This window comes from Nitrincola schmidtii (assembly GCF_008973715.1).
GTDB classification, from domain to species: domain Bacteria; phylum Pseudomonadota; class Gammaproteobacteria; order Pseudomonadales; family Balneatricaceae; genus Nitrincola; species Nitrincola schmidtii.
Genome location: NZ_WBOL01000001.1, coordinates 102,094 through 114,330 on the forward strand (window position 1 = coordinate 102,094; position 12,237 = coordinate 114,330).

12 protein-coding genes and 5 tRNA genes are annotated in these 12,237 nt (G+C 44.9%); 5 read left to right on the forward strand and 12 right to left on the reverse strand.

Translation table 11 applies throughout. The features are described from left to right. Positions 1 to 49 precede the first annotated feature (49 nt). The 11 genes from pepN to F7R24_RS00455 all read right to left on the reverse strand — a co-directional run bounded on the left by pepN (position 50) and on the right by F7R24_RS00455 (position 7,023). Positions 50 to 2,671 carry an aminopeptidase N gene (gene pepN, locus F7R24_RS00405; protein ID WP_151669269.1) on the reverse strand — a complete coding sequence of 874 codons (2,622 nt, stop codon included), beginning with the start codon at positions 2,669 to 2,671 and terminating at the stop codon, positions 50 to 52. Positions 2,672 to 2,694: 23 nt separating this feature from the next. Beyond that, positions 2,695 to 2,961 (reverse strand): YeaC family protein, encoded by a 267-nt coding sequence (locus F7R24_RS00410; protein WP_151669270.1) that lies wholly within the window; start codon positions 2,959 to 2,961, stop codon positions 2,695 to 2,697. Positions 2,962 to 3,020: 59 nt separating this feature from the next. Further along, positions 3,021 to 3,644 carry a rhomboid family intramembrane serine protease gene (locus F7R24_RS00415; protein ID WP_151669271.1) on the reverse strand — a complete coding sequence of 208 codons (624 nt, stop codon included), beginning with the start codon at positions 3,642 to 3,644 and terminating at the stop codon, positions 3,021 to 3,023. 12 nt (positions 3,645 to 3,656) lie between these two features. Then, positions 3,657 to 4,640: a metallophosphoesterase gene (locus F7R24_RS00420; protein WP_151669272.1), complete on the reverse strand. Its 984-nt coding sequence runs from the start codon at positions 4,638 to 4,640 to the stop codon at positions 3,657 to 3,659. Between the two features lie 29 nt (positions 4,641 to 4,669). Further along, the gene (locus F7R24_RS00425) at positions 4,670 to 5,548 is read right to left on the reverse strand and encodes an NAD(+) kinase (RefSeq protein ID WP_151669273.1); all 879 of its coding nucleotides are present in this window, start codon (positions 5,546 to 5,548) and stop codon (positions 4,670 to 4,672) included. Between the two features lie 33 nt (positions 5,549 to 5,581). Next, positions 5,582 to 6,532, reverse strand: a complete 951-nt coding sequence (locus tag F7R24_RS00430) for a 1-aminocyclopropane-1-carboxylate deaminase/D-cysteine desulfhydrase (protein ID WP_151669274.1) — start codon at positions 6,530 to 6,532, stop codon at positions 5,582 to 5,584. Positions 6,533 to 6,571: 39 nt separating this feature from the next. Next, a tRNA-Asp gene (locus F7R24_RS00435) sits at positions 6,572 to 6,648 on the reverse strand. A 17-nt stretch (positions 6,649 to 6,665) separates the two neighbouring features. Then, positions 6,666 to 6,741, reverse strand: a tRNA-Val gene (locus tag F7R24_RS00440). A gap of 20 nt (positions 6,742 to 6,761) precedes the next feature. Then, positions 6,762 to 6,838 (reverse strand) — tRNA-Asp (locus F7R24_RS00445). Between the two features lie 4 nt (positions 6,839 to 6,842). Beyond that, a tRNA-Val gene (locus F7R24_RS00450) sits at positions 6,843 to 6,918 on the reverse strand. A gap of 28 nt (positions 6,919 to 6,946) precedes the next feature. Further along, positions 6,947 to 7,023: transfer RNA gene (locus F7R24_RS00455), tRNA-Asp, on the reverse strand. A 581-nt stretch (positions 7,024 to 7,604) separates the two neighbouring features. On the opposite strand from F7R24_RS00455, the gene syd reads away from it, so the two are divergent. Both syd and F7R24_RS00465 read left to right on the forward strand, forming a co-directional pair. Continuing rightward, the gene (syd, locus tag F7R24_RS00460) at positions 7,605 to 8,171 is read left to right on the forward strand and encodes a SecY-interacting protein (RefSeq protein WP_151669275.1); all 567 of its coding nucleotides are present in this window, start codon (positions 7,605 to 7,607) and stop codon (positions 8,169 to 8,171) included. 11 nt (positions 8,172 to 8,182) lie between these two features. Then, the gene (locus tag F7R24_RS00465; RefSeq protein ID WP_151669276.1) at positions 8,183 to 8,761 is read left to right on the forward strand and encodes a YajG family lipoprotein; all 579 of its coding nucleotides are present in this window, start codon (positions 8,183 to 8,185) and stop codon (positions 8,759 to 8,761) included. Between the two features lie 26 nt (positions 8,762 to 8,787). Here the strand turns inward: F7R24_RS00465 and msrB are convergent, their stop codons facing one another. Next, positions 8,788 to 9,195: a peptide-methionine (R)-S-oxide reductase MsrB gene (gene msrB, locus F7R24_RS00470; RefSeq protein ID WP_151669277.1), complete on the reverse strand. Its 408-nt coding sequence runs from the start codon at positions 9,193 to 9,195 to the stop codon at positions 8,788 to 8,790. Positions 9,196 to 9,344: 149 nt separating this feature from the next. On the opposite strand from msrB, the gene F7R24_RS00475 reads away from it, so the two are divergent. From F7R24_RS00475 to htpX, 3 genes are all read left to right on the forward strand, one after another. After that, positions 9,345 to 10,559: a pyridoxal phosphate-dependent aminotransferase gene (locus tag F7R24_RS00475; RefSeq protein ID WP_151669278.1), complete on the forward strand. Its 1,215-nt coding sequence runs from the start codon at positions 9,345 to 9,347 to the stop codon at positions 10,557 to 10,559. 180 nt (positions 10,560 to 10,739) lie between these two features. Continuing rightward, positions 10,740 to 11,108, forward strand: coding sequence for a hypothetical protein (locus F7R24_RS00480; protein WP_151669279.1), 369 nt, complete (start codon positions 10,740 to 10,742; stop codon positions 11,106 to 11,108). Between the two features lie 208 nt (positions 11,109 to 11,316). Further along, positions 11,317 to 12,201: a protease HtpX gene (htpX, locus tag F7R24_RS00485; RefSeq protein WP_151669280.1), complete on the forward strand. Its 885-nt coding sequence runs from the start codon at positions 11,317 to 11,319 to the stop codon at positions 12,199 to 12,201. Positions 12,202 to 12,237 lie beyond the last annotated feature (36 nt).

The window sequence follows — 12,237 nt, forward strand, 5'->3', positions numbered from 1 at the left end:
GCTAGGGATCGAGCCTGATCCCTACAACCTTTGACTAAAGACACTACTTTTACAAACTTTTACTCACCACTTCATACACATCACCAGAAAGCTTCCCAGAGTCCATAATGCGCTGCAGTTGGGCTTGCATCATCGCCTGACGATTGGGAGTATAGCGCTTCCATCGTGTTAAGGGCGTCAAGAGTCTCGCTGCGATTTGCGGATTCTGAGCATCCAGTTTGAGTATATGATCTGCAAGGAAACGATAACCGCTTCCATCCTCAGCATGGAAGTTTACGGCGTTTTGATTACAAAACGCACCAATCACTGAGCGTATTTTGTTTGGGTTACGTGGATCATAAACCGGATGATCGAGTAGCTGCATAACACGCATCAAAGCACCCGGCTTTGGATCGGTGGCTTGCACCATCAACCACTGATTCATGACCAAGGATTCATGCTGCCACTGCGTTAAGAAACTATCAAGAGCCGTATGAGCTGAATCATTGAATTCGGAATGAGCCAGATTTACCAATGCAGCGAACTGATCAGTCATATTGTCCGCTGTCTCAAATTGCTGTTCTGCTAAGGCTAAGTGCGCTGGATTATCAACGGCCATTAAATAGCCTAAGCAGAGATTTCGCAGACTTCTTCTTGCCATCTCTTTAGGTTCTGCTGAGTAGGCAACATCAGTATCATGCTGCTGGTAAAGCTCCAGCCAAAGATTTGCTAGCTTAGACGCAAGTTCACGCTTAATAAATTGACGAACTTGATGAATGGCAATCGGGTCGATTTGCTCTGCCAGTTCACTGATGTAAGCTTCACTGGGTAACGTCATCAATAACGCCGCCATGGCGGGATCTTGAGGCGCTTCTTTGATTAACAATCTCCAAGTTGCCAGAAAGTGTTCAGGCAAGGCTAAGTCTTTTTGCTGCTGATAATCATCTATCAATTGATTGATCAGACGAAGCGCTAACTGTTGACCTGCATCCCAGCGATTAAATCCATCTTCGTCATGACTTAACAGAAAGGCTAACTGCTCATCAGTATATGGATAGCTAAGCTTCACCGGTGCGGAAAAATTGCGAAGTAATGATGGCAAAGGTTGTTCATCAATCTTTTCAAAAATGAAGGTCTGCTCTGCATCTGTTAATTCAAGCAACATAGAAGTTCCTCCTTCAGCTAACACAAAGGAAGTACCATCTGCGCGCAATAGACCAACACTTATCGGCATGTGGAAAGGTTGTTTTTGCTTGGATTCAGGCGTTGCAGGGCAGCTTTGCTTAACTGTTAATTCATAACGCTGTGCTGCTGCATCATAGCGATCCGTCACTGTTAATCTTGGTGTACCTGCTTGGCTATACCAGCGCTTGAACTGTGTTAGATCACGCCCTGATACGTCAGCCATGGCTTGGACGAAATCATCGGTCGTTACCGCCTGACCATCATGTCGTTCAAAATAGAGATCTGAGCCCTTACGGAAGGTTTCAGGCCCCAACAAGGTATGCAGCATTCTGACAACGGCGGCACCCTTCTCATAAACCGTTAAGGTGTAGAAATTAGAAATTTCAATAAAGGAGGCAGGTCTGACGGGATGCGCCATGGGACCCGCATCTTCAGCAAATTGAGCCGTGCGTAAAATACCCACTTCATCGACACGCTGAACCACTGCTGAGTGCATATCTGCCGAGAAACATTGATCACGAAAAACGGTAAACCCCTCTTTCAAGCTCAACTGGAACCAATCACGACAGGTCACCCGATTTCCCGACCAATTATGGAAATACTCGTGTGCAACAACGGATTCGACTCGTTGAAAGCCCATATCTGTGGTCGTTCTTGGATGGGCTAAGACACAAGAGGTATTGAAAATATTTAAGCCTTTATTTTCCATCGCACCCATATTGAAAAAATCGACCGCAACGATCATGTAAATATCAAGATCATACTCACGACCATAGACCTGCTCATCCCAACGCATCGAGTTTTTAAGCGCTGTCATCGCATGATCTAGCTTTTCCAAATCTTTAGATTCAGCGAAGATCTGCAAGGTCACTTTACGCCCTGACTGAGTGGTAAAGTGATCCTCCAGACAGGCTAAATCACCTGCGACTAAGGCAAACAGGTAAGCAGGTTTAAGGAAAGGATCTTGCCATTTAACCCAATGACGACCATCATCTAGCACCCCCTTTTCAACGGGGTTACCATTACTGAGTAAAATCGGATATGCCTTTTGGTCTGCCACCAAGGTGGTCGTGAATGTGGCCATGACATCAGGACGATCGGGATAAAAAGTGATTCGCCGGAAGCCTTCCGCCTCACATTGAGTGCAATACATTCCATCAGAGAGGTATAGACCTTCAAGCGCCGTATTCTCTTTAGGATTAATCTCCGTTTCTATTTCAAGTTCGAATGCATCAGGTAAATCGCTAATCAATAAGGATTCTGTTTCTCGATGATAAGCAGATGATTCTAGCGGTTGACCATTGAGCTTGATCGAACGTAGCTGAAGGCTTTCATGCCCATGCAACTCCAACTCTGTCGACACCACTGCATCTGGATTTCGCTTAACACGCAATGTACTGAAAACGTGCGTTTGCGTTTCTTCTAACTCAAATTTGAGATCGATGGTCTCGATTAAGTAGCTAGGTGGCGCATAATCTTTAAGATAGATGACAGGTTTAGCAGACATGAGCTGGCATTCCTTTAATGATCTTACGAATTTAGAATTTTGATTACGTCTGGCTTTAAAGGATCAGAGCCATGTTGTTTTCCATCAGGGCGCGTTCTGTCAATAAAACCAACGCGCTCTTGTTCAGGAATATTGCGCTTATGCTCATAGGCGATAATGGCTCTAAGACTTTGCTCTCGCTGCTCGGGTGTCAGTTTGATGCCATTTGGCCACTTACCCAGTTCTACTGAACGTTTCATCGACTCATAAACATCCACCGTCATGGAATCGATCATTTCATCAAATGTCATTGCACTTTCTCCACAGAATCTTTTTTTGGTCCGAAGAATCTTTTTTGGCGTCACCGATCTTATGAACTGACGCGACGACTGAATAACTTAACCGGTAAAACAAATAGTAAACCGACCAGCAGCCCAACTAAGTGTGCGGTGTTCGCTACCGCCCCCATGCCTACCCATTGCAAAATACCTAAATAGCCTAGCACTAACCATACGAGCATAAAGCCCATTAGGCCTTGTGGTAAGCCAAATCGAGGACGATAGCCTTGTTTATCCCACAACCAACTGTAGCCTAATACGGCATACACAACACCAGACATACCACCAAACATAGGCCCGCTAACTAAAAACTGTGCCAAATTTGACAAAATAGCTGCCGACAAAAACAAGCACAACATAACCCAGCGACCATGCAATTGCTCAATACGACTACCAACCACCCAAATCCACAACAAGTTAAATACCAAGTGGAGTTCACTAAAGTGCATAAAAGCTGGCGTTACCAGTCGCCACCACTGCCCTGTCGACAACATGGCTGAAAAGGTGTGATGAAAAATCTGCTGACCTCGAATCGAAAAATCAGTAAAGGTTAGCAAGCGCATCAACTCACGATTCTCTCCGAACCCCATCGCAAAAGAGATAATTGCACTGATCAGGATAAGCGAGAGTGTTAAAGCACTTTTTTGCCAAGGCATTACAAGATTCTCTTATTCATCAATTGCAACTTCTCTAGCCACATCAACCCACACAAACTTATCCTTCTGGATACGCGTTTCGCCATCCATTCGGTAGGCGACTAACTTACCAAACTTCACAGCACTGTAATCCAAACAGGCAATATTAGGCGCTAAAGGCTCTGGCTCTCCTTGACACCAATAATGACCTATAAACAATGGTTTATTATCATCTCTGTAACAGATTAACTCACTTCTTTGTTCTCGTGTCAGCGGTAGCTTAGCCATATGCGCTGGCAATGGATCGGGTTGAAAAACCACATCATTAAGATAATAGGGATCACGTAACCAGAATTTAGTTCGAAAAAAACTACGCTCAAAACCATCTTTACTGATCATAATCTCTTTATTAGGCAGCTCTAGATGCGTTCCACGGAGCAGAATGTCCATGATGTCATGTTCTTGAGAATCACCCACTGCAGAACGAAACAGAAAACCACGGCGCATGCGATTGCCATCATTCATGGCAATAAAGCGATCAATTAACTCCTGATGCCAGCAGGCATGCACGATACGGAAGTAATCGAAGTCGAGGAATACTGGCATCTCTTCAAACCAGTTTAAGAAATCTCGCTGATCATCAGGATGATTAGCTAACTGTTCTAGGGTCGCCTCAAGAATACGATAGTTACGAGGGGTATGCTTACGCAGATAAGGCTGAGCAAAACCACTAGGCGCAGGTGTGGTGTAGCAGATGTAATTATATTCATGATTTCCCATGACAATTTGGGCATGACCTGCCTCTACCATATCCCGAACAAGGTGCAAGGCTTCACGAATATGAGGGCCTCTATCAATAATGTCGCCGACGAATATCGCTTGGCGTGTCGGATGTTGGTACACGCCTTGACGCTGAACATAGCCCAACCTGTTTAACAGGATACGTAGGCTTATCGCACAACCATGTACGTCGCCTATGATGTCGAAACCTGAAAATTTACTGTCCTTCACAGACATCTCCTAAAACACTGACGTGAATATGAATCTCAACCTGGCTTAGAGCTCCAGCCAAGTTTTTCACGACAGGTTTGATAAAAATTGTAATCACTAGGATGCAATAACTTGAGTTTATGAGATTTTTTGCGAATGGAGATAATATCGCCAGGCATTAAGCTAAAATCAGACTGACCATCACATGAGATGGTTGGATAGGTACTATTTTCTTCACTGATCACCAATTTTAATTCACTGTTACCACTCACCACTATTGGACGACTAGACAAGGTGTGGGGAAACATGGGCACTAGCACTAAGGCATCCAGTTTAGGGTGCATAATGGGCCCTCCCGCAGATAACGCATAAGCGGTAGAACCCGTCGGTGTAGCAACAATCAAACCATCTGAGCGCTGGGTATAGACAAACTGTCCTTCGATATATAACTCGAATTGGATCATACGAGTGGCTTTACCTGGATGAAGTACACAGTCATTTAAAGCGACCAACTCACCCACGGTTTCACCTTTACGCCGAATAGAAACATCTAACAAAAAGCGCGTATCGACACTGTATGCACCATCAAGCACTTCAGCGACACGCGTTTCTATCTCTTGAGGGGAAATATCGGTTAAGAAGCCAAGGTTGCCTCGATTCACCCCTAATACGGGTATATTACTTCGCGCTAGGGATCTAGCCGCACCCAGAAGACTTCCATCACCACCGACCACGATGGCAAGATCACAAATTTCACCCATCATTTTTTGTTTACAGGTTTGACGACCGTGACCAGGCATAACTTCCGCAATTTTTTCGTCCAGTATCACATTAAGGCCGCGCTCATCTAAAAAGCGTATCAACTGTTTTAGAGTGTCGATGACTGCTTTACTACCGAGTCGCCCAATCAAACCTATGTTACGAAAATTATCCATCCTTACTCTCACTCTGCATGCATGTCTAAATTATTATATAGGTAGTGGTCCAATATACGCCGCTGATCTTTGTTGAAGTTGCTGCTGACAGCCTCTTATCCCTTGAAGCCCTCCCGTATGCAATAGCGCCACTTTCGATCCGGCTGGAAAGTGGCCTTGTTGCAGCAACCGACTTAATCGATGGTAAACACGTAAGGTGTAAACTGGATCAAGATCAATACCATAGCATGTTGATAAGCGTTGCCATAGTGCCGCCATCATCGGAGTGACTCGCGCATAAGGTAATTCGCCATCAAACACTGTAAAACCTTCTTTCAATTCAATCTGATCCGTTCGATCAGCATGGTTCGCCTGCCAATGCTGATGCAACATCTGAGTCGCTTCCAGGGCTGAGATTTTTAATGCGGGGACCACGATGACCTGCGTTTGCAGGGGCCTGTTAGCAATTAAGCCCGCTACTGTCGCCCCCGTTCCTAAGGCACAACCTAGATAATCAGGTAAAGGCTGATCTTTCGAAAGATGCTTCCATATTTCCCCACATGCATTGACTGCCTCAGAACTACTTCCGCCTTCAGGGATAATCTGAACATCGCCAAAGCGCTGGCGTAGGTGATCTAAATAATCCACTCGATAGCGTTGAGCATACTCAGCACGTGATACGAAATGTAACTGCATTCCCCAGTTTTTCATATCCTGCAATGTGGGATTTAAGCTTTTAGGCTGTTCACCGCGAATAATGGCCATCGTCGATAAGCCATGAAGAAAGCCTGCATAAGCGAGCGCATGAAGGTGATTGGAGAAGGCACCACCAAAACTAAGTAGTGGTTGATTTGGATGCTTTTTGGCACGTTCGAGTGCAGGCTGGAGTTTAAACCATTTATTGCCACTGATATGGGGATGGGTTTGATCAAGGCGAATGATATACAGTTCAACACCGAAGGTTTGCCAGAGTGGCAAATTAAGCTTTTCGATGGGAACAATCATAAGGAAATGTATAAGGCTGGTAAAAATGCCTTAGAAAAATGGCGGAATGGACGGGACTCGAACCCGCGACCCCCTGCGTGACAGGCAGGTATTCTAACCAACTGAACTACCACTCCGTACTGGTATAACGCTATGGTGGGCGAAGAGGGGTTCGAACCCCCGACCCCCTGCTTGTAAGGCAGGTGCTCTCCCAACTGAGCTATTCGCCCATAACGTAAATCTGCAAAAATGGCGGAATGGACGGGACTCGAACCCGCGACCCCCTGCGTGACAGGCAGGTATTCTAACCAACTGAACTACCACTCCGTTTTGGTGGGCGAAGAGGGGTTCGAACCCCCGACCCCCTGCTTGTAAGGCAGGTGCTCTCCCAACTGAGCTATTCGCCCAAAACGTTGTCGCTGCTATGATTGTAAGTGGCGGAACGGACGGGACTCGAACCCGCGACCCCCTGCGTGACAGGCAGGTATTCTAACCAACTGAACTACCGCTCCACAAACAATCACTGCTTTTGCAGTCGTTTCGTTTTGCAAAATTGCATCCCGTAACGAGGTGCGAATTCTAATGAATTTCTGGTCGTTGTCAAACCCTTCCGGCAAATTATTTTAGAATTTTTTATTTTTGTTTGTTTTTTGATCTATTTAGCGATGGTGGTGTCGTTGATGTATTAATTGTCATGCGACACGCTTTTCGTCGTCCTTGACCGCTCGCTGACGACATCCATGTCGTCAGACGGTCTCATGACAACTAACACACCAACTCATATGAATTCATCACGTAATTCTTTTCAATTAGCAATCAAGCAAAAAAACTGTTTATCGTGATGGGATTAAATGATGAGATTTTCAGCATGATAAGTAACGATCGATTTGCTTAAAAATCTATCAGCCAATAGAGTACGTCAAAGAGATCGATGAGGTGGTCACTGTCTGACCCTCAGCGCCATGGATGGCGCTGTGGAGCCATCAGGGATGATTTACGGCCTGTCAGGAACGGCGAGTCAGACAGTGATTACCTCATTGATCGACAGAGTTAGCAACGTAATCGTTAACAACCCCTGTAAAAGAGTTTAGCAATGAGCAAAGAGCCATCTGAAGTCCAATTAGCAATTAAGCAATTTATGCAAAAAGTGACAAACATGTGTGAGACACAAGGCTGGCCGCAGCTTCCTTATGACAAGGAGTGGCCGAGTCAATGTTGGCAGAATGAGGCAGATGAAGGGGTACTGACTTTGTGGAAACCGGTGCTTCAGACCGAATCGATCAATATGTTTGAGCGCCTAAGTCAGGCTTTAGAAACAGAGATACACCCTGATATCGCCGATTTTTACAGCGTCTATTGGTCAGATCCCCTCCCCGCTAAAGCACCTCAAGGAGAACTTTCTTTACTGCAAGTATGGAACCCTGAGGATATCGAACGTCTAAGAGCTAACCTGATTGGGCATGCACTGGAAAAGAAACGACGTAAATTACCCTTAACACTCTTCTTTGCAGTCACCTTGCCGGATGGTAATCTTATTATCAGCTTAGATAATGCAGATGGCAGCATTTGGCTTGAATCACCGGGTAAGCCGCCTCATCAGCGCTTAGCTAACTCGTTGGCAGAATTTATTCATCAATTAGAACCTATTCCTTTCGAATAAGAGGTGTCACTGTGCGTATCATTGGATTGATCACTTTAGCAATATCCCTGAGTCTTATTGTTGGCTGCTCGGGACCGCTACCACAACGTATCAACCTAGCACCTGAAGTTGTCTCAGCTCCTCGTCTACCGCAATCCATGCCTGTCAGAGTTGATGTCAACTACCCTAGCCTACAACTTAAAATTGGCACCGTTGCTGATCGCTTAGGAAATGAAGTACCTGTCTGGGTTACCGATAATATTCGTAATGAAATTCAACGGGCAGCCACGCAAACTTTAACCCGAATGGGCGTGGCGACCAGTTCTAATGCGAGCGCGCAACTCACCATCAGTATTGATCATTTAAGCTACAACCTTCGCAGTGATGGCATACGTCGGGAACTAGTCGGAGATATGCGGATTAGTATGCAGGTCGTTGATGGGAATCGTCGCTATCAAGGAAAGTTTGAGTCCAATAGACGAGAAGAAATTGTCAGAACGCCTAGCGAAGCTAAGTCCCATGAGTTTATCAACTTACTTGCTAGCGAGGCCTTATTTCAAGCATTCAACGATCCTGAATTTACACGTTTCTTGATCGCAGGTGCTCGCTAGCATTGTTTTGCTTTTAAATGGTAACGCTAGGCTTTGTTAAAACTGAGCGCCACTGAGTTGATGCAATAACGTAACCCAGTGGGCTCAGGACCATCATCAAAAACATGACCTAAATGCGCTTCGCAGCCCGAGCAAGTCACTTCTGTTCTCAGCATTCCATGTGAACGGTCATCATGGGTATGTATTGCACCCGCTTTTGCCATTTGCCAAAAGCTTGGCCAGCCACATCCTGCATCAAATTTATGCTCAGAACTGAACAGCAATTGATCACAACAGACACAATGATAGTGCCCAGGTTCGTTAAACTTATCATACTCACCAGTAAAAGGACGTTCCGTACCTTTTTGTCTGCAAACGTAATATTGATCCGGCGTTAAGGTTTCTTGCCATTGCGCATCCGTTTTTGTGTTCTTAGAAGCCGTTTTATCCACCATCACACCTACTCCAGAAAATATCTTTGAGAAACCACGTTAGAACATTGAATTTAGTCGGCTAGCGCGTATCATAAGCGCCTTCGGGCCTGCCGTCCGGCCCTCCTAGTTCATACGTCACAGCGCCTCGGATGGAGCGCAGGATTATTATCATGCCCGTTATTCGTAAATCTAACAAACTAATCAACGTCTGCTACGACATTCGTGGCCCAGTTATGCAAGAAGCTAAACGACTGGAAGACGAAGGCCATAGAATTCTTAAGCTGAATATCGGCAACCCCGCGCCTTGGGGCTTTAATGCTCCGGAAGAGATAGTGCAGGATGTAATCCACAATTTACCTGAGTCCCAAGGCTATTGTGATTCTAAGGGTGTGTTCTCTGCTCGCAAAGCAGTGATGCACGAGTGCCAACGCAAATCGATCAAGCATGTCACGCTAGAAGATATCTACATTGGCAACGGTGTATCTGAGCTAATCGTCATGGCGATGCAAGGCCTGCTGAATGACAATGATGAGATGCTGATTCCATCACCTGATTATCCATTATGGACAGCGGCTGTTAGCTTATCCGGTGGCACACCGGTGCATTACCATTGTGATGAAAGTAACGAATGGTATCCAGATATCGACGATATCCGCAGCAAGATTACAGAACACACGCGAGGCATTGTTGTTATCAACCCCAACAATCCAACCGGCGCGCTATATCCAGAGTCTTTATTGCTACAAATCCTAGAACTAGCGCGTGAACACAGTTTAATCGTGTTTGCTGATGAAATTTACGACAAAATTTTATTTAACGGTGCTGAACACACCTCTTTAGCTTCGCTAGCAGATGATGTGCTTTGTTTAACCTTCAACGGCTTATCTAAAACCTATCGAGCTGCAGGTTTTCGTTCAGGCTGGATGATTATTAGCGGCCCTAAGCATCGTGCCAGAGATTACATTGAAGGCTTAGACATGTTGGCCAGCATGCGACTCTGCGCTAATGTTCCAGCGCAGTATGCTATCCAAACTGCACTAGGAGGCTATCAAAGCATCAATGAATTGATCGTGCCTGGTGGACGCTTGCATGAGCAAATGGAATTAGCGCACCGTATGTTGAATGAAATACCTGGCGTCTCTTGCGTCAAACCTAAAGGTGCACTCTATCTGTTTCCTAAACTGGACCCTGCAGTCTATCCTATTCAAAACGACGAGAAATTTGCGCTCGATCTATTGCAACAACAAAAAGTTCTTGTTGTCCAAGGAACCGGGTTTAATTTAGACGATTCTCAACACTTTAGATTGGTATTTTTACCGACCGTCGATCTACTGAGCGAAGCTATCGAGAGAATTGCGACCTTTTTAAAAACTTATGAACAGTAATTCATTTGTCGATAAGTCGGTCTATACTCAATGTGATAGAACTGATTAGCGCAATGATTCCAGCTGCTTAACTCAATCGTTAGAGTGAGCAGTTGGCAACTGGTTTTTTAGTTATGTAATTCAGATAAGCAGTTCAAATTTTCCGCAAACTAGCCGTTGATATTAGGAAAGACAGCCAAAATGTTTATTAAAATCAAAAAGAACAGTGGTATTTCCATGCAGCATAACGGTGTCGATAAACGACACATTGTGCCGGTCACCTCAAACTTTTTACTCAACCTAAATTTGGTTGCAGAGGCTTCTTTTTATACGCTAAAAGAAACCAAAATCCGTTATGACCTAGAGCAGCATGCTATTGAATTACCCATGCATACTGCGGTAATTCATTTACACATGAATTACATCTATGCACTCTCTCATGATGCAAAGAGCAAAAATCACAATCAGGTCGCGGAGCGCCAGTATTACAAGCTATTTTTCCGACCTGAGAATTTAGAGCCATACCTGGAGTTGCGTGCTGCTATTGAAACGCAAGTTGCTAATTTGTAATCGTCATAGCGATAAAGCTAACGATTAACCTAGATTAAAGGCATCAAAGATAGAAGCCCCTAAAACAAGGCTTCTATCTTTGATGCCTTTGTTTTACATATCCCCTTATATTGACTATCAAGACTAGTGATTGGTTGAAACTTTCCTATAATGCCCCCATCTAAATCACAGAATTTTTTAACTTGAAAACCCATGGAACCCAACCACTATGAGAATACTACTCTTTCTTGCAACCAACTTAGCCGTGCTGCTTGTCGCAAGCATCACGCTAAACCTTTTGGGTGTAGAACATTACCTAGAAGGTAGTGGGCTGAACCTCACGTCTTTATTGATTTTCTGTGCTGTATTTGGCTTTGCAGGGTCATTTATCTCTCTGTTTTTGTCAAAATTCATGGCTAAGAAAGCCACAAAAACTGAAATCATTACTCAACCTCGTAATGAAGATGAGCGCTGGTTATTGGAAACTGTTGCTGAGCTATCTCAAAAAGCTGGCATTAAAATGCCCGAGGTGGGAATTTTTCCTGCTCAACAATCCAATGCCTTTGCAACTGGCTGGAATAAAAATGATGCGCTCGTAGCCGTCAGTACCGGTCTATTGCAGCGTTTTCGTCGTGAAGAAGTTCGTGCGGTCATGGCACATGAAATTGGTCACGTCGCTAATGGTGATATGGTGACTCTGGCCTTGATCCAAGGCGTCGTGAATACCTTCGTCATGTTCTTCGCACGCATTGCCGCCCATATCGTCAACAACTTTGTCAATCGCGGACAAGGTGGTGAACGCGGTATCGGCTACTTTATTACGGTTATCGTGTTCGATATCATTTTCGGGATTTTGGCATCAGTGATTGTTGCGTGGTTCTCGCGTAAGCGTGAATTCAGAGCAGATGAAGCGGGTGCATCTCTTGCGAGTCCTGCAGCGATGATCAGTGCTTTACAAAGACTCAAAGCTGAACAAGGCATTCCTGATCAAATGCCAGATCAGATGATGGCATTTGGGATTAACAGTCACTTGAAAGATGGCTTTATGAAGTTACTTTCGACTCACCCTCCGCTGGATGATCGCATCGCTGTGCTGATGCAGCGTGGAAGATAAAAACAACGAAGGGCGCACTCAGCGCCCTTCTTTTTA

What these genes read in the sequence shown, in the direction of transcription:
- pepN (WP_151669269.1), bottom strand. Translation starts at nt 2,671, where the DNA reads ATGTCTGCTAAACCTGTCATCTATCTTAAAGATTATGCGCCACCTAGC.
- F7R24_RS00410 (WP_151669270.1), bottom strand. Translation starts at nt 2,961, where the DNA reads ATGACATTTGATGAAATGATCGATTCCATGACGGTGGATGTTTATGAG.
- F7R24_RS00415 (WP_151669271.1), bottom strand. Translation starts at nt 3,644, where the DNA reads ATGCCTTGGCAAAAAAGTGCTTTAACACTCTCGCTTATCCTGATCAGT.
- F7R24_RS00420 (WP_151669272.1), bottom strand. Translation starts at nt 4,640, where the DNA reads ATGTCTGTGAAGGACAGTAAATTTTCAGGTTTCGACATCATAGGCGAC.
- F7R24_RS00425 (WP_151669273.1), bottom strand. Translation starts at nt 5,548, where the DNA reads ATGGATAATTTTCGTAACATAGGTTTGATTGGGCGACTCGGTAGTAAA.
- F7R24_RS00430 (WP_151669274.1), bottom strand. Translation starts at nt 6,532, where the DNA reads ATGATTGTTCCCATCGAAAAGCTTAATTTGCCACTCTGGCAAACCTTC.
- syd (WP_151669275.1), top strand. Translation starts at nt 7,605, where the DNA reads ATGAGCAAAGAGCCATCTGAAGTCCAATTAGCAATTAAGCAATTTATG.
- msrB (WP_151669277.1), bottom strand. Translation starts at nt 9,195, where the DNA reads ATGGTGGATAAAACGGCTTCTAAGAACACAAAAACGGATGCGCAATGG.
- F7R24_RS00475 (WP_151669278.1), top strand. Translation starts at nt 9,345, where the DNA reads ATGCCCGTTATTCGTAAATCTAACAAACTAATCAACGTCTGCTACGAC.
- F7R24_RS00480 (WP_151669279.1), top strand. Translation starts at nt 10,740, where the DNA reads ATGTTTATTAAAATCAAAAAGAACAGTGGTATTTCCATGCAGCATAAC.
- htpX (WP_151669280.1), top strand. Translation starts at nt 11,317, where the DNA reads ATGAGAATACTACTCTTTCTTGCAACCAACTTAGCCGTGCTGCTTGTC.